Source organism: Cryptosporangium arvum DSM 44712, from assembly GCF_000585375.1.
Classification (GTDB): Bacteria; Actinomycetota; Actinomycetes; order Mycobacteriales; family Cryptosporangiaceae; genus Cryptosporangium; species Cryptosporangium arvum.
The window spans coordinates 8733696-8756226 of sequence record NZ_KK073874.1; the positions used below are offsets into that span (position 1 = coordinate 8733696).

The following is a 22531-nucleotide window of genomic DNA, read 5'->3' on the forward strand; positions in this document are numbered from 1 at the left end:
CGTAATAATAGGTCGATTGCTCGATGCGTCAAGATGAGCCAATGAGCTCCGCGACCGAGATCGGGCGGCCCGGCAGCGCCGCGTGGTGGCACGACCGCCGCGCCGCGCGGCACCGGCGCCGCCACCGCCCGGGCGGCTTGACGATCGAACAGATCACCAAGTCCGCGCTGGTGATCGTCGACGACGAAGGGCTGAGCGCGCTGACCATGCGCCGGCTGGCCGACGAACTCGGCACCGGGGCCGCATCGCTGTACCGGCACGTCGCCAACCGCGAGGAACTGCTGGTCGAGGCCGTCGACCACGTCCTCGGCGAGGTGGAGTTCGGCACCCCGAAGCCGACCTGGCGGGAGGACTTCGCCAACCAGGCGCACCTGCTGTGGTCAACGCTCATCGCGCACCCGCATCTGCTGCCGGTGGTGCTGCGCACGCCGCTGCTCGGGCCGAACGCGGTCGCCGGACGCGAAGCGAGCCTGCGCCGGATGCTCGACTTCGGCTTCGACCCGGTCGACGTCCAGCCGATCTACACCGTCATCGTCACGACCGCGCTGGGCCACGCCGCGTTCGCGGGGGCCATCGAGCGGCCCGGCCCGCTACGCCCGGAGGTGTACGCGGCGCTGCCGGCCGAGGAGTACCCGACGGTGACCGCGCTGGCCGAGCGCACCGAACCCCAGACCTCGTCGGCCCTGTTCGCGCTGACGATCGACATCATGTTGGACGGCATCAACACCCGTTATCCCCGCAAGGAGCGTTCGTGCTGACCGATCTACCCCTAGACCAGCTGATCACGTACCGCAGCAGCCAGACGCGACCCGACGATTTCGTGGAGTTCTGGGACACCACGCTGGCCGCGGCCCGCCAGCACGACATCGACGTCTCGGCGGAACTCGTCCAGACCGGCCTCACGACGATCGACACCTACGACGTCTCGTTCGCCGGGTACGGCGGCGAGCGGATCCGGGCCTGGCTGCGGGTCCCGGCCGGGGCTTCCCAGCCGCTGCCGACGATCGTCGAGTACATCGGGTACGGCGGCGGTCGGGGGCACGTGCTGGAGAACCTGACCTGGGCCTCGGCCGGCTACGCCCACCTGTACATGGACACCAGGGGCCAGGGCTCGAAGTGGAGCGTCGGGCACACGCCGGACTCGGCCGCGTCCGGGCCGCAGATCCCGGGGTTCGTCACCCGGGGCATCGAGGACCCGTCGACCTACTACTACCGGCGGCTCTACACCGACGCGGTGCGCGCGGTCGACGCCGCCCGAGCGCTTCCACAGGTCGACGCCGAGCGCATCGCGGTGCACGGCCGGAGCCAGGGCGGCGCACTGACGCTTGCCGTCGCCGGGCTGCGCAACGACGTCCGCGCCGCGCTGGCGTTCGTGCCGTTCCTGTCGGACTTCCCCCGGGCGACACGCATCACCGACGCGCAGCCGTACCGCGAGGTGGCCGACTACCTGGCCACCCACCGCGAGAACGTGGCCAAGGCGCACCGCACGCTCTCGTACTTCGACGGGGTCAACATGGTCTCGCGGGCGAGCGCACCGGCGTTGATCTCGGTGGCGCTGATGGACCCGGTCTGCCCGCCGTCGACGGTGTACGCGGCGATCAACGCGTACCCGGGGCCGTGCGAGGTGCTGACCTGGGACTACAACGGCCACGAGGGCGGCGGGCCGGTCGACCAGGAGCGGGCGCTGACGTTCCTGAAGGCTCAGCTGGGCTGACCCTGGCGGTGCACGTGGAGGTGGTAGCCGAGGTCGGCGGCGACCCGGGCGAGGTGCGCGGCCAGCGCGTCCGGTTCGGCCTCGTCGTCGCCGCCGAACTCGGCGTCGAGGACACCGAGCACCTCGTCGGCCCCCGGCACCGGGACGGCGATCCCGGATCCCGGGCCGACGGCCGGGGCCGCGGTGGCCAGGGCCGAGCCCACCCGGCCCTCGCCCCGGCGCACCGCGGCCGGCCGGCACTCCCCGGACGAGTCGGCGACCAACCGGAGCTCGGCGTCCTCGGTGAGCCAGAGCCGGACGCGGGTGCCGGGCTGCGCGTCGGCCACCGCACCGACCAGGCGCTGCGCCACCTCGGCCGAGTAACCGCAGCGCAGCAGCAGCCGGGCGACGGCCAGCTCGCAGGCCCGCCGGCCGCGGTCCTGGCTCGCGACCGTGACGTCACGCAGGGCCACGACCGCACCCTCGGCACCGTCACCGACGACGATCCGCTCGGCGTTGGCGAGGAAGCGCCGGACCGGTCGGCCCGGGACGTGGAAGACCATCGGGGCGTCCCGGACGTGCTCCCCGGCCAGCGCGCGTGCGCTCGGGTAGTCGGCCGGCTCCATCACGGTGCCGTCCGCCCCGAGCAGGTACTGCCGCAGCTGCAGTGCGGCCCCGGCGAGCGACGCCGGCTCGGCCTCCATCACCTCGAGCAGGGCCGGGTTGCCGAACAGCGGGCGGCCGTCCGCGTCACACACGTAGACCGCGGTGGTGAGGCTGTTCAGCACCGCCTGGAGCAGCCCCTCGCGCCGATCGGCGTCGGCTTCGGCGTCGAACCGGCCCGAGGCGTCGAGCAGCGAGACGCAGATCCGGGTGCCACCGGCCCCGGACACCGCGCGGATCGACGCGTCGACAGGCATCCGCCGGCCCGCCTTCGTCGTCGCCCACATGGTCTGACGTCGGACCGCGCCGCGCCGCTCGGAGGGCAGCGCGGACAGCGTCGCCAGGATCGCGCGGATCGTCACGGCGTCGCGGTCGGGGAACAGCAGCTGGTGCAGCGGGGTACCGAGGACCTCCTCGCGGGTCCAGCCGAACGTTCCGGTCGCCGCCGCGTTCCAGGCCAGGATCGCGCCGTCGCCGTCGACCACCAGGAACGCCTCGGCCAGCGCGTCGAGCAGCGGGACGAGGTCGAGCAGGTTGACCGTGAGCTCGGCGGCCATCCCCGCGACGCCGGGCAGCAGGCCGGCCGTCGTCGCGACTCCGGACAACGCGGCACGCTGAGCCACGCTCCACGGCCGCGGGCCGTGGTCGAGCGCGCAGATGCTCCCGACGACCGCACCGTCCGACCCGAGCAGCGGCACCGCGGCGAACGCCCCGATGCCGAGGTAGGAGACCACCGCGGCCCGGGCCGCCGCCGGATCCTCGGCGGTGTCGGCGAGCCAGACCGGTTCGCCCGAGGCCACCACGCTCCGGCACAGGGAGTCGGCGACCGCGATCCGCCGGGTCAGCGCGAACACACCGCCGATGCCGTGCAACCCGACGAGCCGGTCCCACTCGCCGTCGACGAGCGAGACGACACCGATCGGCGCGCCCGTGACGCTCGCCGCTGCGCCGGCGATGGCGTCCATCGAGAGCGGGACTCCGGACAGGATCGCCGCCGCCCGATCGACCGCCGCGAGCCGTCGCTCGTCGTGGAGCTCGCAGTTTTCGTCCATGTGCGCGTGCCTGCCGTCGTCTGACCGCGGGGGAGGTTCGACGCGCGGGACGATAGCAGTATTAACGACATTTTCGGCGCTATGCGGCAGGTACCTGATCTGACACCGTTACGAGCTGCTCATCCGGTTCGTCGGGCACGGGGAGGTTCCACGGGCTCAGGCCGTCGAAGAGCCGGGCGAGCATCCCCATCGCCGAGAGCAGGATCAGCGGGAAGACCGGGCCGAACGCGCGTGCGCCGGAGGGCGTCCCGCTCGCGACCTCGAGCACGACGGCGGCCACGATGCCGCCGAGCGCCAGCGCCGCCATCGGGTCACGGAGCGCCCCCAGCGACGACGCGACCACCGCGAGCACGAGCACCGAACAGAGCACGGCGTCCTCGGCGAGGTACGTGCCGTCGATCCGGACCAGCACCCCGAGCCCTTTCCCGAGGCTTCCGAGGTACCGGGCGTCGGCGATCGTCGCGACCTGCCCGAGCGCGACCAGCCCGACCGCGAGCCCGGACGCGACCGCCAGGTAGGGCAGCCAGACGTTGCGCACGGACCGCTCACGCACGGCCGTGAGCACCCAGACGGTCCCGACGGCGGCGACGAAGGCCATCGCCGGTGCCCTGCTGGCCAGCAGCAACGCGGTGAGCACCGCGAACACGACGAGCGCTCGGCGCCCGCGCCGACCGTCGAGCGGCAGCGTGAACAGCAGTGCGCAGCCGAGCGCGAGCGCGAGCATGTCGGCCGTGCCGGTCAGCGAGGTGGCGACGATCTGGTCGCAGACCAGGAACACGACCGCGGTGACGGTGCCGGCGAGCGCACCCCAGCGTTTGGCCGTGAAGAACGTCAGCAGCCCGACCGCCACGAAGAACGACACCACCGGGACGACGATCAGGCCCCGATCGCCGAACAGGGCGACGAACGGCGCCGAGAGCACCGGGTAGACCAGGTTCGGGTCGGCCGAGGTGGCGTGGCCGAACAACCAGTCGGAGCCGGTGCCGAAGCACGAATCACGGCCGCAGAACGTCGCCGCGAACGGCTTGTCGTGCAGCTCGGCGTAGGTTCGTTCGGCCGCGTCGCCCGGCGAGAAGCCGAGGACCCGGTACGACCACGCCAGGTGGTACATGCTCGCCGAGTAGAAGTGCCAGATCCGGTACGACAGCACGGCCGGCACCAGCACCGCGAGGCTCACGACCGTGGCCACCGCGTGGGCCGGCATCCGTCCGATCCGTCGGGCGCGCTGTTCGAGCGCGATCGGTTCGCGAGGGCCGGCTTCGGTGGAGCGGGACGGGTGCCGCCGGATCGGCCCCCACAGGTCGACCATGAGCGCGACGACCGCCAATACCAGCAGCGGCACGATCGGCGCGTGGTAGCGGAACGCGGCCGGCCAGAACTCGATCACGTTGAACGCGCTGACCACGAAGAACGCTCCGGCGGCAAGCGCGGAGATCTCACTGCGCAACCGCCGGACCACGGCCACGGTCGACGCCGCGAGCAGCGCCACCAGCGCGAGGTCGTACCGCACGGCCAGTAGATCGGAGCGGATGATGTTCCAGGTGACCTCAGGGATAGCGGCGATCCCGGCGCTGCCGAAGTACGTGAGCGTGAGTTCGTCGAGGCGCTGCAGCAGCGACAGATCCTCGCCGCCGAAGATCATCGGCGTGATCACCATCTGCGCGGCCAGCACGACGAACGCGACGACGTTCCCCCAGACCGCGAACGGCAGCCAGGGATTGCGGAAGGCCCGGTCGCGGACCGCGACGAGTAACCAGGCCGCCGCGACGGCCACCGGAAGCGCGATCGCGAACTGCCGGTTGAGCATGCCCAGGAACACCAGCACGGCGTAGACGATCAGCTGCTTGCGGCCGACCTTCCGGGCCAGCGGAAGCACGAGCAGCGGCAACGCCAGCAGCGCGAACGCGGGGCCCTCGGTGTGCGCGACGACGCTCCAGCGCGACACGTAGACCGGCAGCAGCAGCATCGCGCCGGCGACGAGCGCCCAGCGCGGCCCCCACAGCCGGGAGGCCAGCAGGACGGTCGCGAGGATCGTCACCGCGTAGCCGACGATCGGCACGACGAGCATCCCGGCCGGCCCGAACAGCGCCACGAACGGCGCCGAAAGCACCGGGAGCAGAACGCGCGGGCCCACCACGGCCGCGTACGGGCCGGTGAAGAAGCTCTCCTGGAAGTCGGCCGGCCAGCAGGTCAGGCAGGTGGCCAACCCCGGGTCGTCGCGCAGGTAGTCGTACGACAGCTGCGCCGCCTCGGCCTGCGGATGCCCCAGGTACCAGTAGGTCCAGGCCAGGTAGATCCGCGAGTCCGGGCCGTACTGGGCGTTCGTCACCAGGGCCAACACCACGGCGAGGACGCAGAGCGCCCCCAGTACGAGCCAACCTCGGGGCGGCAGAGCGTTGCGCAGCGATCGGGCCATCGTCTTCATCGGTTCGGAACGCTAGGCAACTCCGGCCCCGATCTCCGCTCTGAGCAGCGGAGTTCGCGGGGTGTACAGCAGCTGTTCGACGGCGCGGCGCCGGTTGGTCGGCAGTCTGACAGCGTGTAAAGAACTCTTGACATCGTGTCAGCTCTGCCTGACATTGGAGGTGTCAAGAATGCTTTACATCGGAGGTCGGTCGTGACGCTCACCGAGAAGCGGGCGTGGATCACGTTGGTCGTCACCGTCGTCACGTACTCGGGGTACGTGATCACGGTCCTTCGCCGGGCGGACGGGCGGGCGTTGCACGACGTTTCTTACGCCGGGCCGCTGCTCTCCACGATCGGCATCGCGATGGTCGCGGCGATCGTGCTGGAGATCCTGGTCGGCATCGTCACGCCGAACGCGTCCCGCGCCACCGACGTCCGCGACAAGGAGATCGGCCGCCTCGGCGAGTACATCGGTCAGTCGTTCGTGGCGATCGGTGGCGTCGCGGCGCTGCTGATGGCGCTGGCCGAGTGGGACTGGTTCTGGATCGCCAACGTGATCTACCTGAACTTCGCCCTGGCCGCGGTGCTGGCCGCCGTCGCCAAGGTCGTCATCTACCACCGCCCCTTCCCCCTATGAGCGCGGGTCCCGAATGGTGAAGCCGACCAGGGTCACGAACTCGATCCGCGCCCTGCGGTTCACCAACAGCGAGATGACCCAGGCCGACCTGGCCGAACGCATCGGCGTCACCCGCCAGACCGTGATCGCGATCGAGCAGGGGCGGTACTCACCCTCGCTGGAGATGGCGTTCCGCATCGCCCGCGTGTTCTCGGTTCCCCTCGACGACGTTTTCCACTACCCGGAAGAAGAGGTGCCATGAAAGCGTGCATCCGCTCGGTCTACGGCTCCGCCGACGTGCTCCAGGTCCGCGACGTCGAGACACCCACCCCGGCCGACGACGAAGTCCTGGTCCAGGTCCGGGCCAGCAGCAACGATCGCGGGGTCTGGCACATGATGACCGGGTACCCGCTGGTGATGCGGCCGGTCATCGGTCTGCGAGCCCCGAAGGTCCAGGTTCTGGGCCGGGCCTTCGCCGGGGTCGTGACCTCGGTGGGTTCGTCTGTGACCCGGTTCTCCGCCGGCGACCAGGTGTTCGGCACCACGAACGCGGGCAGCTGGGCCGAGTACACGGTCGCGCCGGAGCGTCTGCTCGCTCCGCTGCCGCCCGAGGTCACGTTCGAGCAGGGCGCGAGCGTCGGCTGCTCGGGCACCACCGCGTTACAAGCACTCCGCAGCGGCGACGTGCGCGCCGGGCAGCGCGTGATGGTGATCGGCGCCGGCGGTGGGGTCGGATCGTTCGCGGTGCAACTCGCCGCCCTTCGCGGCGCCGGCGTGACCGCGGTGTGCGGCGCCTCGAAGCGCGAACTGGTGACGTCGCTCGGCGCGGACGAGGTCATCGACTACACCCGCGAGGAAGTGGACGCGCGCGGGCCGCGGTACGACGTCATCGTGGACTGTGCGGGCAACCGGCCGCTGTCGCTGCTGCGGAAGGCACTCAAGCCGGGCGGTGCGCTGGTGTCGGTGGGCGGCGAGGACCACCCGGGGCGGCTGATGCAGGGCTTCCAGTGGCAGATGTTCCGGCCGATCGCCGGGATGTTCGTCAAGCGGCGGATCCGCAGCGTGATCGCGCGCGAGGGCGGCGAGGACCTGGTCGAGCTCGGCCGTTTGATGGCAGCCGGCGAGCTGACGCCCGCGATCCCGCGGACGTACTCGCTCGCCGAGGCGCCGGAGTGCATGCGTTACCTGGCCGAGGGGCATCCGGCCGGCAAGGTGCTGATCTCGATGTAGTGGCGCCGTTCGGCGAGTGTCATTTGGTGAGTGAGCCCAGGGCGGCGCCGACGCCGATGCTGATCGCGGCGACGACCAGTACCACGATTGCCAGGACGATGAGGACGCGACGCGGGACACCCTCGTCCTCGGTGACGTCGTCGGGGTGCGGTTGCGAGCGCGACGTGCGCTGCTGGGAGGTGCGCTGCTGGGAGCGGAGCTCTTTGCGTCGCTCGGCCCGGCCGCGGCGGGGTTTCCCGTCGGACGAGTTCGGGCCGTCGGAGGCGGTTCCTCCGCCCGATGTGGGCCGCAGATCCAGACCGGAATCCGCGTCGTTCCCGTAGGGCGGCCGACCTCCGGGCCCGGGGTCCGTTCCGTAGGGCGCCGGACCGCCGGAGACCGGGCCGGTCACGTACGGCGGCCGTCCGGAGTCGGTCGCGTAAGGCGGCCGGCCGGAGTCGGTCACGTGAGGCGGCTGGCCTGGGTCGGTCGCGTAAGGCGGCCGTCCGGGGTCGGCCCCGTGCTGCGGCTGGCCGTGGCTGGTCGCGTACGAGGGCTGACCGGGGTCGGTCGGGTACGGCGGCTGGTCGTCGAGCGCGCGGTGCGAGCCTGTTCCGCCGTCGGTGCGGTACGGCGGCCGGGCGGTCGGCGGCGGGGTGGGGGTGTACGGCGGCTGCGGGGCTGCCGACGGCGGAGGCGTGTCGTAGACGGGGTACGAACCCGACGGGGACCGCACCGCCTGAGAGCCCAGCACGGGGTGCGAACCGGAGACCGAGTGCGCCCCGGGCCCCGACGTTCCACCGGCCGGAGGAGCCGAGGACCGCGGCCCGGCCACCGGCGCCCCGGAGGTCGGCGGACTGTCCACCGACGGGCCGGCATCGGGTGCACCGGAAACCGACAGCCCAGAAACCGGCGAGCCGGAAACCGGCAGCCCGGAGACCCGCGGCCCGGAAACCGGCGGCCCGGAGACGAGCGGCCCAGAAACCGGCGGGCCAGAAACCGGCGGGCCTGAAACCGGCGGGCCGGGTACTGGCGGCCCAGAAACCGGCGGGCCGCCGACCGGCGGCTCACCGACCGGAGGGGCCGACACCGGAGGCGCGGAAAAACCCGAAATCGACGGCGCCCCGGACATCGACCCGGCCACCGGCGAAGCCCCCGAAACCGACCCCGCCGAATGCCGCCCCGACCGAACCCCCGAAGACGAGGACCCCGGCGACGAAGACCCGGGCGACGAAGACCCCGAAGACGAAGACCCCGGCGAGGGATTCAGCGGCGACGGAGCAACCGGCTGCGACGCCCCCTCCGACGGCGTACCGAAGAACGCCTCGGCCCCGAACGGCCGCGCATCCCCCGGACCGCCGAATCCCGGCGTCGTCAACCCGCCGGGAGGAACCCCGTGCCCGTACGACGACAAAGGGTTCGGCGTCGCGGCCGGATAGGACTCCGCCTGATAAGGCTCCGGCACCGCGAGATGCCCGGGCGGCGGCGTCCGCAACTGCAGCGAGGCCGCATCGGCCTGCGCCCGCATCGGCGTCGACCGAACCCGCGTCGCCAGCGAGGCCTGCGCGCCCCGTGTCGTCATCGCCATCACCGCGCGCACGTCGTCGTCCACCCGCAGTGGCGTGTCCGCGTGAGCCGACCAGCTCGACCCGAAATCGGCCACCGCCGCCGTCGCGAGCGCCAACGCGAACGCCTTCGCGGACTCCGGCCGCGCCGCCGGGTCCTTCTCCAGCGCCTGCCCGACGACCGCGGCGATCTGCGGCGGCATCCCGGCCGGGAGCTCGGGCCGCATGTTCAGGTGGTGGTGCAGCATCGCCGAGAACGGCAGGTCCAGCGAGAACGGCGTCCGGCCGGTGAGCATGTGATAGATCAGCCCGCCGACGGCGTACACGTCGGTGGCCGGCCCGACCCGCGAACCCAGGATCTGCTCCGGCGCGGCGTACGCCGGCGTCCCGACGAGCGTCCCCGTGGTGATCGACGAGCCCTCGAACAGCTTCGCGATGCCGAAGTCGGTGACCTTCACCGCGCCGTCGCCGGCGAACAGGACGTTGTCCGGTTTGATGTCACGGTGCACGATGCCGCGCTGGTGCGCCGCGTGCAGTGCGTCGGCGATCGCCAGGCCGATCGCGCACGCGGATTCCGGCCGTAGCCCCTCGGCGATCCGAGAAGTGAGCGTGCCACCCGGAAGGTGTTCCATGACTATCAGACAGAGACCGTCACTTTCCGCGTAGTCGTGCACGCGGACGACATGCGGATGGTCGAATACGGCCATCACTTGCGCTTCGGCGAGAAATCGCCGTTCCACATCCGGGCCGGAAATCGTCAGAATTTTGATTGCGACGGGTCGTCCGAGACGCCGATGTCGGCCCTCGATGACCAGCCCGAAGCCTCCGCGACCCAGCTCGGCTCCCACCTCGTACTGGGGTAGCGCGGCCGTGAGCTGGGCCCGGTCGAAAAGCATTCGATGGATCCCATCACGTCGAACGGTTATCTACTGCACTACTCGTTGTCTCGATGAAACACCATCCGGTGAGCGCTTTCAGGAGAATTCCCGTTCCAGCGAGGTGCGTTACAACACTTCACCGAGTTATTGCTCGGCTACGCGTCAGTACTATTACGGAAAGTGATTGTCGGCACGCAATTCCCCTGATTTCGCACGCAATGAAGTGCGCCGGGATGGCACAGTGGAGCGGTGACCGGTTCCGTGCTGTCGCGCCGTGGTTTCCTCGCGATGGGTGGCCTCGCCGCCGTGGCGGCCTGCACCGACACCAAGGCGGCGCACACCGCGGCGGCGACTCCGTCACCCTCGTCGGCGGCGGCGTCCCCGTCCCCGGCCGCCCTCGACCTCCCCGGTCTGCGGAGGGCGCTGAAAGGCCAACTGCTTCTTCCGGGCGACGCCGGATACGCCACCGCCGCCCAGCCGTTCAACGTCGCGCTCGGCACCCGCAAGCCGGCCGCGATCGCCAAGGTGGCGACCGTCGACGACGTGCGTGCCTGCGTCATCCGCGCCGGCGGTCGGGGCGTGCCGCTCGCCGCCCGCTCCGGCGGGCACAGCTATCCCGGATACTCCACGCCCGACCGCGGTGTCGTCGTCGACCTCGGTGCGTTCCACTCGATCACGGTGAAGGACGACGGCACCGCGGTCGTCGGCGCCGGAGCCCGGCTGATCGACGTCTACACCGCGCTGGCCGCCCGGGGGCGTGCGCTCCCGGCCGGTTCCTGCCCCACGGTCGGTGTCGGCGGAAGCACGCTCGGCGGCGGGCTCGGCGTGGTCGCCCGCCCGTACGGTCTCACCTGCGATCACCTACGTGCGGCGACGATCGTCACCGCCGACGGGGAGGTCCGCACCGTCAACGCGAACCGCGACGCCGACCTGTTCTGGTCACTGCGTGGGGGTGGCGGCGGGAACAGCGGCATCGTCACCGAGTTCACGTTCGACACCGTGCCCGCGCCCAGCGTCACGATCTTCACGCTGCGGTTCCCGGCCGCGTCCAGCGCGCGGGTGCTGGCGGCCTGGTCGGCCTGGATGGCGGCGGCTCCGGACCGGTTGACCGCGCTCTGCGCCGTGACCGCGGCCGGTACCCCGACGAACCGCGTCACCGGCACCTGGACCGGTGCGGTCACCGGGCTCCCCGCGCAGCTGAACGCGTTGATCGCCGAGGTCGGCGCGGCCCCGACGTCGCGCACCACGAACACGTACGGCTACCTCGACGCGATGAAGTCGTTCGGCGGCTGCCTGAGCAAGACCGCCGCTCAGTGCCGCCCGGAGTCGGCCGGTGGCGTCCTGCGCCGGGAGACGTTCCGCGCCACGTCCCGCGTGGTCGGGAAACCGATCGACCGGTCGACGGCGAACTCGATCGTCCAGCTGGTCGGGCGCCGGTCCGGGATGGTGCTGCTGTTCGATTCGCTCGGCGGCAAGGTGGGAGCGCTCGCTCCCGGCGACACCGCGTTCGTGCACCGCGAGGCGCACGCCAGCGTGCAGGTGTACAGCGGCCGGGCGAACAGCGGGCCGGCGGTGAACGCCGTGCAGGCGGCCCTGCGTCCGCTGGTGGGCCCGGGCGCGTACGTGAACTACCTCGATCCGCAGCAGGCCGACTGGGCCACCGCCTACTACGGCGCCAACCTGCCTCGGCTACGCACGACCGTGCGCCACTTCGACCCCGACGGCGTCTTCACTTTCCCCCAGTCGATCCTGCGGGCGTGACCGGCAGGAACTGCCGGCGGGCCAGCGCCATCGCCGTACGCAGGGCGACGGCGCCCACCAGCACCGTGACGACGACGAGCACGACGTACTCCCACACCCGGTAGCCGCCCGGACGGAGCTCTTCCAGCCACAGCAGACCGGCGGTGGCGACGGCGGCCCAGCTGAACGTGAACGACCACGTGCTCGGCGCGAACGGCAGACGCACGAACAGCGGCAGCAGCCGCACCTGCGCGAGCACCATCAGCAGCCCGTAGCCGCCCAGCGCCAGCGCGACGGTGTCGAGGCCGCCTCCGCGCAGCTGGAACCAAGCGATGCTCGCCACCGCGGCCGGCGCCACCTCGATGGCGAGCGTCGGCACCAGCGGGGTCGGCAGCATCGGCCGCACCAGCAGCCGGGCGAGCACTATCGATCCGAGCACCAGCCAGCAGACCGCTCCGAGCCCGAACAACACCCACCCCAGCCGGGGCTGGCCCACCACCGCCGCGCTGTACGCGGCGAGCAGCCCGCCGGCGACGGTCGGCAGGAAGTAGCCCGGGTGCAGTTGGTCGACCCCGATCGGGCCGTAGATCCACTGGCCGGTGAGCCAGCCGCCGAGCAACACGACGAGCACGAGCAGAACGTCGACCACCCACCGGGCGACCGATTCCGCGTGCGGGTGCAGCGCCTGCGCGGCGAGCAGCATCGGGGTGATCAGAACGAGGGCGGTGAACGGTGACGCGATCGGGTCGGCCAGGTCCCGGCCGAGTGCGCCCCGGTCGGTGGCCAGGTACCGCCCGTACGCGACGAGCGCCGCCAGCCAGGTCAGTGCGGCCAGCGCGAAGATCACGGTGGCGATCACGTCCGGCACGCGGTCGTGACGGGCCAGGACGAGCCAGACGTTGCCGAGGCCGGTGAGCCCGAACGGGATCCCGAACACGTTCGGAGGAATGCGAGTCACGCCGCAGGCTAGCTGTCGCGGGCCGAGACCAGGCCGCTCTCGTAGGCGGCGATGACGAGCTGGGCCCGGTCGCGGGCGGTGAGTTTGTCGAGAAGGCGGCCGATGTGGGTTTTCACGGTGGCCGCGCTGAGGTGCAGGCGGTCGGCGATCTCGGTGTTCGAGAGGCCGCGGGCGACGAGGAGCAGCACCTCGCGCTCGCGGGGGGTGACGCCGTTGAGGGCCGGGGTGGGGAGCGGGCGTTCGGCCTCGGTGAAGCGGGCGATCATCCGCCGGGTGATCGTGGGGGCGAGCAGCGCGTCGCCGGCCGCGACGACGCGGATCGCGGCCAGGAGGTCGGCCGGGGGTGCGTCCTTGAGCAGGAAGCCGCTGGCTCCGGCGCGCAGTGCACCGTAGACGTACTCGTCGAGGTCGAACGTGGTGAGGATCAGGACGTGGCTGCCAGGCACCCGCTCGCAGATGCGCCGGGTGGCCGCGACCCCGTCGAGCTCGGGCATCCGGACGTCCATCAGCACGACGTCGGGGCGCAGGCGCACGGCGAGTTCGACCGCCTCCAGCCCGTTGCCGGCCTCCCCGACCACGGTGAGCCCCTCGGCGGTCTCGACGAGCAGCCGGAAACTCCCCCGCACCAGCGCCTGATCGTCCACCACCAGCACCCGGACGCTCATGCGCTCTCCTCCCGGGCCGACGGGACCGCCGCCGCACGGCCGGCGGGAAGCGTCGCGATCAACCGGAAACCCGGCGGGCCCGGGCGTGGGCCCGCCTCCAGCTCGCCGCCGAAGAGGGCCACTCGTTCGCGGAGGCCGACGAGACCGTGGCCGCTCGGATCGGGCGCCGGCGGCGGCGACGTGGGCCCGTCGTCCTCGATCACGATCCGCAGGGTGCCGTCGGCCTCCGACAGTTCCACCCGGCACGTGGTGGGCCCGGCGTGCTTGACGACGTTGGTCAGCCCCTCCTGCACCACGCGGTAGACGGCCAGCTGCACGGCGTCCGAATAGTGGCGTGGATCCACTCGCACGTCGGACGCGACGCGGACCCCGCCGGCGACCGCGAGCTCGACCACCGCGGGCAGCTCGGCCAGGCCGGGCGTCGGCGCGAACTCGGCGTCGGGGGTGCGCAGGACACCGAGCAGCCGGCGGATGTCGGTGAGCGCGCCCCGGCTGGTCGCCTCGATCACCCGGAGCGCGTCGCGCGCCGCCTCCGGACGCTGCTCGACGACGTGGTTCGCGACGCCGGCCTGCACCGCGATCAGGCTCATGCTGTGCGCCACGACGTCGTGGAGCTCGCGGGCGATCTGCAGCCGCTCGTCGGCCACCACCCGCTCCGCGTCCCGGCGCCGGGCCTCCGCCGCCGCCTCCCGGCGCTCCCGCATGATCACCCCGGCCACCCAGAACCCGCCGTTGACGAACCACACGTAGGTGAGCACGGCGACGGCCGACGCCAGATCGCCGCCCTCGGCCCCGGACACGATCAGCGTGCCCGCGCTGACCACCAGCGTGGCCGCGAGCGCACCGACCACCCACCGCCAGGTGCAGCGCAACGCGATCACGTACAGGACGATCGCGGTCGGGAACCATGGTTCGAGCGTGATGTCGAGCAACGTGGCGGTGATCAGCCCGCTCGCCGAGACCGCCCAGGCGGCCCGCGGCCACCGGCGACGCACCGCGATCGGGACGCCGATCACGAGCGCGAGCAGCACGGCCAACCAGAGGGGACCGCCGTAGTGCGGCTGGTCCGGCGGGAAGTCGGCCGGGTCGAACGTGCCGAACGCGATGTACAGGGTCACGTAGAACACCGCCGCGGCGACGTCGACGGCGACGAGCACCGCGTCGTTCACCCGGGGGGAGCGCACCACCCTGCGCAGCGCCGAAGTCACCGGCCGACCGTATCGGCCGCCCCCGACGAAAACATCCGACCGCGGCACGTCATCCCTGGGTAGGACCCCGCCGGTCACGTCCAGACCCCGGTCCGATCCGGGCGGCGCCGGCACCGTCCACGGTGGAAACCATGATCCGCATCGACACACTCACGAAGCGGTACGGCAGCACGCTCGCCGTCGACCGCCTCTCGTTCACCGTGCCGCCGGGGCAGGTCACCGGCTTCCTCGGCGCGAACGGCGCGGGCAAGTCGACGACGCTGCGCGCGATCCTCGGCCTCGACCGGCCGACGTCCGGGCAGGCGCTCGTCCACGACCGGCCGTACTCCTCCTACCGGCACCCGCTGCGCGTGGTGGGCGCCGCGCTCGACGCGTCCGCCGCCCACGGCGGCCTCCGCGCCCGCACCCACCTGCTGGCGCTCGCCCGCAGCAACGGCATCACGGCCGAGCGCGTCGACGCCGTGCTCGACGAGGTCGGGCTGGGGAACGTCGCCCGGCGGCGGATCCGCGCCCTCTCGCTCGGCATGAGGCAACGGCTCGCGATCGGCGGCGCGCTGCTCGGCGAGCCCGAGGCGCTGCTGTTCGACGAACCGCTCAACGGCCTGGACCCGGAGGGGATCCGCTGGTTCCGCGCTCTCACGGCACGGCTGGCCGGCGAGGGACGGGCGGTGCTGATCTCCAGCCACCTGATGTCCGAGATGGCCAGGACCGCCGACCGCGTCGTGATCATCGGGCAGGGCCGGCTGCTGGCGGAGGAGCCGCTGGCCGAGCTGGGCCCGTCGCTCGAAGAGGCCTACGTACGACTCACCGAAGGAGCAACCCGTGTCTGACGTCGTCTCGTCCCAATGGCTCGTGCTGCGGTCGGTGCGGTCCACCGCCTGGCTGCTCGGATCGCTGCTCCTGTTGCTCGCCGGGTGCTGGGGCGCGGGCACGCTCATGGTGTCGGCCTGGGACGCCGCGTCCCCGGCCGACCGTGCGCTCTTCGAGAGCGCGGACATGACCGTGATCTCGGGTCCGCTGGCCCAGCTGGTGCTCGGGATCGTCGGCGTGCTCGCGGTGACCGCCGAGTACCGCACCGGCTCGATCACGACGACGCTGACCGCGGTGCCGAACCGGCTGCGGCTGCTGGGAGCGAAGACGCTCGTGGTCGCCGGGCTGGCGACGGCGGCGGCGCTCGTCGTCGCGGTGGGGTCGGTGGTGCTGTCGCTGCAGATCGCCGGTGACCGGCCGGCGCCGATCGATCCGTGGACGTCGGCCGGTGACATGGTGGGGACCGGAGCGGCGAACATGGCGGTGTGCCTCGCCGCCGCGCTCACCGGGGTCGGGCTCGGGGCCGCACTGCGTTCGTCGGCCGGTGCGGTGATGGCCGTCGCGGGGCTGTTGTTCGTCGCCCCGGTGATCGCGGTCTACCTTCCGGACCCCTGGGACACGCGGATCGCGAGCGTGCTGCCCTCGTCGCTGGCGGCTCAGCTCTCCGGTGACGACTACTACTCGCTGGGGGTGGCCGGCGCGGTCTGCGCGCTGGTCGCCTACCCGCTGGTGGCTCTGACCGCCGGTGGCCTGACCCTGCTCAAGAGGGATGCCTGAGGAGGCGTGCACGCTTTGGTGGGCTCCACGTCACCAAAACGTGCACGCCTCAGGACCCGGGGCCGTCAATCCCGGGGGCTGGGGAACAGGCTCGACCAGAACGAGCCCGATTCTTCGGTGGTCGGAGCCACCGAGGGCGGCGGAGCCGCCGGTGCGGAGCTGGAACGGCGGGTGGGCTTCGGCCGCGCGGACCGGGACGCCGGAGCCTGCACCTCCGGTGCCGGCCCGCGCGGGGCCCGGGCGGACGGTGACTTGCTGACCGGCGAAGGGGTCGGGGAAGCCGACGGCGAGCGAGTGGAGGGTGCCGTCGACTCCCCCGGGATCGGTAGCGCCGAGTCCGCGTCGACACCGCCGAGCATGCTGGCGGCCAGCGCCACCGTGTACAGCAGGCCGCCGACCGCGGCCAGGGCCAGCGCCCAGGTGACCCGCCGCTTCCGACGTCCACTGCGGTCCACGAAGATCGCACGCTCCTGGGACACTCCGCCGCGCCGGTGACGCCCGGCCGCCGGCAGCACCTGCTGCAGGACGGTCGGGTCGTCACCGGCCCCGGACCGGGGAACGGGTCCGGTCACGGGTGCTGGCCCGGGCACCGGTGCCAGCACCGCGGTCTCGGCGTCGCGTGCGGAGCGAACCATCGGATCAGCCCTTGATCGTGGTCCAGGCCTGAGCCCAGTCCTCGTAGTCCTTGCACCTGATGTTCGTCCGTCCGTCCAGGCACGAGGAGATCGGCGTCGTCCAGTACCAGATCTTCCGCGCGTAGGACGCGTCGCCGGCGTGGAACGTCTTGCAGTGGTTCGGGTCGGTCGTGAACGCGCACGACTTCGAGTTGCCGGGCGACTCCCCGAAGTACTCCGCGACCTGCGCGTTGACCTGCGGGCTGACGATGTGGTCGAACCACTTGTACGCGCAGTTCTTGTGCGGCGACTTCGCCCCGACCATCCAGGTGTCCGACCAGCCGGTGGCGCCCTCCTCGGGCAGGATGGCCTTGATGTTCGTGCCCTCGGCCTCGGTGAGGTTCGCGATCACCTGCCACGCGGTACCGACGATCGCGTCACCGGCCTTGAACGCCGCGACCTCCTCGGTGTAGTCGCTCCAGTACTCGCTCACGCTCGACTTCTGCTGTTCGAGCAGCGCGATCGCCGCGGCGAACTGCGTGTCGTCGAGCGCGTACGGGTTCTTGATGCCGAGGTCGGGCTGGTGGCGCATCAGGTACAGCGCGGCGTCGGCGATGTAGATCGGCGAGTCGTACGCGGTGACCTTGCCGACCACCGACAGCGGCGGCGCGAACACCGCCGACCACGACGTCGGCGCGGGCTTCACCTTGTCCTGGTGGTACATCAGCAGGTTCGCGCCCCAGCCGTGCGGGACGCCGTAGGGCACTCCCTTCACGCTGTTCCAGGTCTGCTTCTTCAGGAAGCCGTAGATGTCCTTGTAGTTCGGCACCAGGTCGGTGTTCACCGGCTCCACGTCACCGTCGGCGATCAGCCGCAGCGACGCGTCGCCGGACGCCGAGATGACGTCGTACTTCCCGGTCTTCATCAGCGTCACGGCTTCGTCGGACGTGTTGAAGACCTTCACCGACACCTGACAACCGGTCGCCTGCTCGAACGGCGTGACCCAGTCGATCGCCGGGTCGGTGCTGCCGTCCTCGGCGTAGCCGGCCCAGGACAGCACGCTCAGCGCGCCCTCGCCCGGGCCGACCTGCTCGAGCACCGGGAGCTTCGGCGGCGTGAACTCGCCACCGGCCTCGCTGGTGTCCGAGCTGTTGTCCTTGCTGTTGCACGCGGTCGCGGCGAGGACGAGGGCCAGGACGGCTGCGGTCACGCGGATCGCCCTCACGTGAGCGGAACCGGTGTGCGTGCGGCGAGCGGAGCGGTGCCCCGGGCCCGGAGCACGTACTCGACGAGCGCGATGAGCAGCTGCTTCGTTGAATCCCGCCGACGGGCGTCACAGGTGAGGATCGGCACCTCCGGCCGGATCGTGAGCGCTTCGCGCAGCTCACGGATGGTGTTGGGCTGCACGCCGTCGAAGCAGTTCACCCCGACGACGTAGGGCAGGCCGCACTGCTCGAAGAAGTCGACGGCCGAGAAGCAGTCCGCCAGCCGGCGCGGGTCGACGAGCACGACCGCGCCGATCGCACCGCGCACCAGCTCGTCCCACATGAACCAGAAGCGGTTCTGGCCGGGCGTCCCGAACAGGTAGAGGATCAGTTCCTGGTCGATCGTGATGCGGCCGAAGTCCATCGCGACCGTGGTGGTCTTCTTGCCGGCCACCGCCGTCGTGTCGTCGACGTCGACCGAGGCCATCGTCATTATCGCTTCGGTGGTGAGCGGGCGGATCTCGGAGACCGAGCCGACCATCGTCGTCTTGCCGACGCCGAAACCGCCGGCGACCACGATCTTGGCCGAGGTGGCCCGAGGGCTGGTCATGTCCATGCTGATCCCTCCCTCACAGCGCCAGCGACGTGTGCAGTTCGGAGCGCAGCGCCGGGGTCAGCACCTGGCCGACGCGCTCGACGAGAAGCGCCATCTCGTACCCCACCTGGCCGATGTCGCAGGCCCGGGAGGCCAGCACCGCCAGCGACGAGCCGTCGCTTATCGACATCACGAGCAGGAATCCGGTGTCCATCTCGACGACGGTCTGGCTGACGCTGCCACCTTCGAAGCACATCGCCGCGCCGTGCGTGAGGCTCACCAGACCCGAGGCGATCGCGGAGAGCTGATCGGCCCGGTCCCGCGGCAGGCCGTCGGAGACCGCAAGCAACAGCCCGTCGGCCGAGACGGCGACCGCGTGGGCGATACCGGGAACGCGGTTGGCGAAGTTGCCCACCAGCCAGTTGAGGTTCTGCGCATCGTGGCTCAGCGAGCTCACATTTCCTCCTTGGAGCCGGTCCCTGCGGGGCCGCCGGCCTGCCGGCCCTGCTCGAGACCACTGCGGTAACTGGATAGAACGCCTCGCACCGCCTCGGGTGAACGGCGAGTGGCGGGAAGAGCCTCGGAGCGCTCCACCTTGCCGGGCACGTAGTGCGCCATCGGGACGCGCTTCGGGAGCCCCGACGACGTCGTGCTGGTCGGCTGGGTTTCCGCGGCCGCCTGCGCGGCCCGCCATCCGGCGTCCGCCGGCGACTTCCAGCTCTCCATCGGTTCCGACGCCTTGAGCGGTGCCGCGGGAACCGGGGACGCCACCGGTGCGGCGGGAGCCGCCGGTGCGGTGGTCGCGACCGGACGCACGGGCAGCGACGGGGTGGCCGGAACCGACGGAGCCGGCGGGGCCTGACGCACGGGCGGCGCGACGAGCGTCGTGCCGTTGGCGTGGTGGGTCAGCGGGGTTTCGCCCACCGTGACGTGCACCCGAGGTGCCGGGGGCTGCACTCCCGCCGCTTCCGGGACGCGCGGCAGGTTCCGGACCCGGAACCAGTCGTTCTCCGTCGCCTCGAAGATCGGCAGCGGCATCTCGATCGTCGGATCGGGAGCCGGTGCCGGCTGAGCCGGCAGCGCGTGCACCGGCAGCGGCGCCAACGCCTGCGCCGGAACCGGCCGGTCCGAGAACGGCGACCGGGTCGGGAGCGGCTGCTCGTCGGAGGGCCGCACCGGCAGCGCGGGCTCCGGCCGGGACGGGGTCCTGGTCGGCAGCGACGGCTCCGCCAGTGACCGGGTGGGCAGGGGTTGGGTGGGCAGGGGTTGGGTGGGCAGGGGCTGGGTCGGCTGCGCCCAGCTGGCCTCGATCGGCTCGACCGGTGTCGCGTCGATGATCGGTGCACCGTACGAGGTGTACGTGCCGCCCAGGGCCGAGGTCGCCGAGGGCGGAGTCTCGACGACCTCGGCGGTCCAGTTCGCCGCGAGCGGCGAGGCGTCCACCGCGGCGGGCGTCTCGGCCGCGCGCCGCTCGGCGGCCGTCTGGAACCCGTTCCACGACTCCGCCCGCACCACCGGAGCCGGCTGCCGCCGCGGCATCGACGGCTCCGCCGGTGCCGGAGGCGGTACGGGCGCCGCGGCGGGTGCCGACGTCGTCCCGGTGCCGTGGAACGTGGTCGAGTGGGCGCCGTTCTGCGCGTCGTACTGGTACGCGGTGGGCCCGCCGAATCCACCGGTCGGCACGTACGAGCGCGGCTCGGGCCGGTCGACCCGCTCCGAGACGACCCGCTCCACCGGACGCATCGACACGTCCCGCGGCCCGGCCGGCGGCTGGTCCCCGTGCAGCACGCCGGTCGGCAGCGTGATCATCACCAGGACGCCACCACCGGCGGCGTCACGCAGCATGACCTTGATGCCGTGCCGCGAGGCCAGCCGGCCGACCACGAACAGGCCCATCATCCGCGAGACCGCGATGTCGAACACCGGCGGCTTCGCGAGCCGCTCGTTGAACTCCGCCAGCTGCGTCCGCGACATTCCGATGCCCTGGTCGATCACCTCGACCACGAGCTGGTTGCCCTCGCGGCGGGCGTCCACGGTCACGTCCGTGCGCGGCGACGAGAACGACGTCGCGTTCTCCAGGATCTCCGCGATCAGGTGGACGGTGTCGTTCACCGCGCCCGAGGCGATCTGGACCGAGTCGTCGATGGAGCCGAGCTTGACCCGGGTGTACTGCTCCACCTCGGCCGCGGCCGCGCGGAGGACGTCGACGAGCGGAGCCGGCTTGGACCAGCTACGACCGGAGTCCGCGCCGCCGAGCACCAGCAGGTTCTCGTCGTTACGACGCATCCGGGTGGCCAGGTGGTCGAGCTTGAACAGCTCGGCCAGCCGGTCCGGGTCACGCTCGCCCTGCTCCAGACCGTCGATCAACCGGATCAGCCGGTCGACCAGCAGCTGCGAGCGGCGGGACAGGTTGACGAACATCGCCGAGACGCTCTGCCGCAGGCGCGCCTGCTCGGACGCGACCCGGACCGCCTCCAGGTGAATGGCGTTGAACGCCTGTGCCACCTGGCCGATCTCGTCGGTGGAGCGCACCTCCAGGGTGCGGGCCACGGTCTCCGCCGAGGCCTGCTCCGCCGTTTTCGAGTCGGCTTCCTGCAGCTTGCGGACGACGTCGGGCAGGCTCTGGTACGCCACCTCCAGCGCGGAGGAACGCAGGCTCACCAGCGGGCGGATCATCGAGCGGGCGACCGCGAGCGACACCAGCAGCGCCACGATCAGGGCCGCCAGCGCGGCCGAGATCACGCCGATCGCCTTGCGCACCGCGTCGGACCGGAAATCGCCGGCCGCTTCCACGGTGATCGCGTTGATCCGCGTCTCGACCGACCGGAGCAATTTGTTCTCGCGGTCGCTGGTCTCCAGCCACGTCTCGAGGCTGAACGACAGCTTGTTGCCGAGACCGGCGTTCTGGGCCCGGGTCCGCAGCTGCTGGTAGGTCAGCTCCTGGGTCACCGTGCTGTTACGGATCTCCTGCTGCTTCGGGGTGCCGCTCAGCGCGAACTGGGCGCGGTAGGCGCTCTCGTCCGAGACCGCGGCGCGGAAGGATCCGAACGTGTCGTTCGTGAACTGGCTGTTGCCGTCCTCCAGCGCGGTACGCACGACGATCTGCTGCTGCCAGACCGCTTCCTTGTACTTCGCGAACGCGGCGACGGCAGTGAGCTGATTGGACAGCGTCTCGTCGCCGGCGGAGGCGGCAGCGAGCCGCTCTTTCATCTGCAGCAGGCTGGTGATCAGCTGGCCGTAGATCGTCACCGCCGCGCCCACTCGGACGCCGCTGCCCTGCCGAGCCTGCTCGAGCACCGCGTTCCGGTTACGGGACAGCGTGCTGAATCCGCGCTTCACCTGCTCGTATTCGGAGCTGATCGGGGCGGCGATCTCTTTGTCGAGCTGCTCGTACTCGGCGAGGAACAGACGGAGGTCCTCGTCGGTGGTGCGGGCGTGCGCGGTGAAGCTCTTCAGCGTCGACGCCTCGGCCCCCTGGCCGGGCGTGGTGACGTAGGCCGCCGCGGCCGAACGCTCGGTCTGCAGCACGTCGACGAGCGACGACGACTCGTTGCCCAGCCGCGCGTAGTCCTGGATGCGGTTCGCGGCCTGCGCTTCGTCGATGACCGACCGGGCGAGCACGCCGGAGAACACGAACATCGCGACCAGCGGGACCACCGTGATCAGGATGACCTTGGTGCGGATCGAGGTGTTGCCGAAGAACCGGCTACCCGGCAGGCGGGTGCGCTGATCGGAGCCGCCGATCTCGGTGGAAGTTCTCTCCCCGGTGGGCGGGCCGACCGTCCGGAATCGCTCCGACGAGTCCTCCTCGGGCCGCGCCGGGCTGGGGTCCAGAAGGGACGTGGACACGACTCCTCCGTCCTGTGACGAAACACTT

General features: G+C 71.6%; 19 protein-coding genes. 8 read left to right on the forward strand and 11 right to left on the reverse strand.

From position 1 onward, the window contains the following. Positions 1–41: 41 nt before the first annotated feature. Together CRYAR_RS44325 and CRYAR_RS39855 are read left to right on the forward strand one after the other, a co-directional pair. Positions 42–758 (forward strand): TetR/AcrR family transcriptional regulator, encoded by a 717-nt coding sequence (locus tag CRYAR_RS44325; protein ID WP_051571637.1) that lies wholly within the window; start codon positions 42–44, stop codon positions 756–758. Next, positions 752–1714 (forward strand): acetylxylan esterase, encoded by a 963-nt coding sequence (locus tag CRYAR_RS39855; RefSeq protein ID WP_035858578.1) that lies wholly within the window; start codon positions 752–754, stop codon positions 1712–1714. Before CRYAR_RS44325 ends, CRYAR_RS39855 begins: the two co-directional genes overlap by 7 nt. On the opposite strand, the gene CRYAR_RS39860 is transcribed toward CRYAR_RS39855, so the two are convergent. Continuing rightward, positions 1702–3408 carry a PAS domain-containing protein gene (locus CRYAR_RS39860; protein WP_035858580.1) on the reverse strand — a complete coding sequence of 569 codons (1707 nt, stop codon included), beginning with the start codon at positions 3406–3408 and terminating at the stop codon, positions 1702–1704. The genes CRYAR_RS39855 and CRYAR_RS39860 overlap by 13 nt on opposite strands. Before the next feature lie 79 nt (positions 3409–3487). Then, positions 3488–5833 (reverse strand): glycosyltransferase family 39 protein, encoded by a 2346-nt coding sequence (locus tag CRYAR_RS39865; protein WP_035858583.1) that lies wholly within the window; start codon positions 5831–5833, stop codon positions 3488–3490. 192 nt (positions 5834–6025) lie between these two features. Here CRYAR_RS39865 and CRYAR_RS39870 point away from each other — a divergent pair, with 192 nt between their 5' ends. The 3 genes from CRYAR_RS39870 to CRYAR_RS39880 are packed head-to-tail and all read left to right on the forward strand — an operon-like array spanning position 6026 to position 7660. After that, complete coding sequence (locus tag CRYAR_RS39870) at positions 6026–6451, forward strand: hypothetical protein (protein ID WP_035858586.1); 426 nt, start codon at positions 6026–6028, stop codon at positions 6449–6451. Between the two features lie 13 nt (positions 6452–6464). Further along, positions 6465–6692, forward strand: a complete 228-nt coding sequence (locus CRYAR_RS39875; protein ID WP_035858589.1) for a helix-turn-helix transcriptional regulator — start codon at positions 6465–6467, stop codon at positions 6690–6692. Next, entirely contained in the window at positions 6689–7660 is a 972-nt protein-coding gene (locus CRYAR_RS39880; RefSeq protein ID WP_035858590.1) for an NAD(P)-dependent alcohol dehydrogenase, read from the forward strand. The genes CRYAR_RS39875 and CRYAR_RS39880 overlap by 4 nt, the downstream gene beginning before the upstream one ends. A gap of 19 nt (positions 7661–7679) precedes the next feature. Here CRYAR_RS39880 and CRYAR_RS44330 read toward each other — a convergent pair whose 3' ends face one another. After that, the gene (locus CRYAR_RS44330) at positions 7680–10100 is read right to left on the reverse strand and encodes a serine/threonine-protein kinase (protein ID WP_084701582.1); all 2421 of its coding nucleotides are present in this window, start codon (positions 10098–10100) and stop codon (positions 7680–7682) included. 231 nt (positions 10101–10331) lie between these two features. On the opposite strand from CRYAR_RS44330, the gene CRYAR_RS39890 reads away from it, so the two are divergent. After that, the gene (locus CRYAR_RS39890) at positions 10332–11843 is read left to right on the forward strand and encodes an FAD-binding oxidoreductase (protein ID WP_035858591.1); all 1512 of its coding nucleotides are present in this window, start codon (positions 10332–10334) and stop codon (positions 11841–11843) included. Here CRYAR_RS39890 and CRYAR_RS39895 read toward each other — a convergent pair. From CRYAR_RS39895 to CRYAR_RS39905, 3 genes are read right to left on the reverse strand one after another with little or no spacing between them, the layout of a single operon-like run. Then, a complete protein-coding gene (locus CRYAR_RS39895) occupies positions 11812–12780 on the reverse strand; it encodes an SLAC1 family transporter (protein ID WP_035858592.1) in 969 nt (322 codons plus the stop codon). The genes CRYAR_RS39890 and CRYAR_RS39895 overlap by 32 nt on opposite strands. 8 nt (positions 12781–12788) lie before the next feature. Further along, complete coding sequence (locus CRYAR_RS39900; protein ID WP_035858593.1) at positions 12789–13445, reverse strand: response regulator; 657 nt, start codon at positions 13443–13445, stop codon at positions 12789–12791. Next, complete coding sequence (locus tag CRYAR_RS39905; RefSeq protein ID WP_157018450.1) at positions 13442–14653, reverse strand: sensor histidine kinase; 1212 nt, start codon at positions 14651–14653, stop codon at positions 13442–13444. The genes CRYAR_RS39900 and CRYAR_RS39905 overlap by 4 nt, the downstream gene beginning before the upstream one ends. 131 nt (positions 14654–14784) lie before the next feature. On the opposite strand from CRYAR_RS39905, the gene CRYAR_RS39910 reads away from it, so the two are divergent. Beyond that, positions 14785–15483 carry an ABC transporter ATP-binding protein gene (locus tag CRYAR_RS39910; RefSeq protein ID WP_035858594.1) on the forward strand — a complete coding sequence of 233 codons (699 nt, stop codon included), beginning with the start codon at positions 14785–14787 and terminating at the stop codon, positions 15481–15483. Further along, the gene (locus CRYAR_RS39915; protein WP_035858595.1) at positions 15476–16240 is read left to right on the forward strand and encodes an ABC transporter permease; all 765 of its coding nucleotides are present in this window, start codon (positions 15476–15478) and stop codon (positions 16238–16240) included. Before CRYAR_RS39910 ends, CRYAR_RS39915 begins: the two co-directional genes overlap by 8 nt. Positions 16241–16305: 65 nt before the next feature. Here the strand turns inward: CRYAR_RS39915 and CRYAR_RS44340 are convergent, their stop codons facing one another. The 5 genes from CRYAR_RS44340 to CRYAR_RS39940 are packed head-to-tail and all read right to left on the reverse strand — an operon-like array spanning position 16306 to position 22503. Then, positions 16306–16875 (reverse strand): hypothetical protein, encoded by a 570-nt coding sequence (locus tag CRYAR_RS44340; protein WP_051571646.1) that lies wholly within the window; start codon positions 16873–16875, stop codon positions 16306–16308. Between the two features lie 4 nt (positions 16876–16879). Further along, the gene (locus CRYAR_RS39925; RefSeq protein ID WP_169745152.1) at positions 16880–18064 is read right to left on the reverse strand and encodes an ABC transporter substrate-binding protein; all 1185 of its coding nucleotides are present in this window, start codon (positions 18062–18064) and stop codon (positions 16880–16882) included. 11 nt (positions 18065–18075) lie between these two features. Then, positions 18076–18675 carry a GTP-binding protein gene (locus tag CRYAR_RS39930; RefSeq protein WP_035858599.1) on the reverse strand — a complete coding sequence of 200 codons (600 nt, stop codon included), beginning with the start codon at positions 18673–18675 and terminating at the stop codon, positions 18076–18078. A gap of 13 nt (positions 18676–18688) precedes the next feature. Beyond that, positions 18689–19111, reverse strand: a complete 423-nt coding sequence (locus CRYAR_RS39935; RefSeq protein ID WP_035869809.1) for a roadblock/LC7 domain-containing protein — start codon at positions 19109–19111, stop codon at positions 18689–18691. Beyond that, a complete protein-coding gene (locus tag CRYAR_RS39940) occupies positions 19108–22503 on the reverse strand; it encodes a sensor histidine kinase (protein WP_035858602.1) in 3396 nt (1131 codons plus the stop codon). Before CRYAR_RS39940 ends, CRYAR_RS39935 begins: the two co-directional genes overlap by 4 nt. Between the last annotated feature and the right edge of the window lie 28 nt (positions 22504–22531).

What these genes read in the sequence shown, in the direction of transcription:
- CRYAR_RS44325 (WP_051571637.1), top strand. Translation starts at nt 42, where the DNA reads ATGAGCTCCGCGACCGAGATCGGGCGGCCCGGCAGCGCCGCGTGGTGG.
- CRYAR_RS39860 (WP_035858580.1), bottom strand. Translation starts at nt 3,408, where the DNA reads ATGGACGAAAACTGCGAGCTCCACGACGAGCGACGGCTCGCGGCGGTC.
- CRYAR_RS39865 (WP_035858583.1), bottom strand. Translation starts at nt 5,833, where the DNA reads ATGAAGACGATGGCCCGATCGCTGCGCAACGCTCTGCCGCCCCGAGGT.
- CRYAR_RS39875 (WP_035858589.1), top strand. Translation starts at nt 6,465, where the DNA reads ATGGTGAAGCCGACCAGGGTCACGAACTCGATCCGCGCCCTGCGGTTC.
- CRYAR_RS39880 (WP_035858590.1), top strand. Translation starts at nt 6,689, where the DNA reads ATGAAAGCGTGCATCCGCTCGGTCTACGGCTCCGCCGACGTGCTCCAG.
- CRYAR_RS44330 (WP_084701582.1), bottom strand. Translation starts at nt 10,100, where the DNA reads ATGCTTTTCGACCGGGCCCAGCTCACGGCCGCGCTACCCCAGTACGAG.
- CRYAR_RS39900 (WP_035858593.1), bottom strand. Translation starts at nt 13,445, where the DNA reads ATGAGCGTCCGGGTGCTGGTGGTGGACGATCAGGCGCTGGTGCGGGGG.
- CRYAR_RS39910 (WP_035858594.1), top strand. Translation starts at nt 14,785, where the DNA reads ATGATCCGCATCGACACACTCACGAAGCGGTACGGCAGCACGCTCGCC.
- CRYAR_RS44340 (WP_051571646.1), bottom strand. Translation starts at nt 16,875, where the DNA reads ATGGTTCGCTCCGCACGCGACGCCGAGACCGCGGTGCTGGCACCGGTG.
- CRYAR_RS39930 (WP_035858599.1), bottom strand. Translation starts at nt 18,675, where the DNA reads ATGGACATGACCAGCCCTCGGGCCACCTCGGCCAAGATCGTGGTCGCC.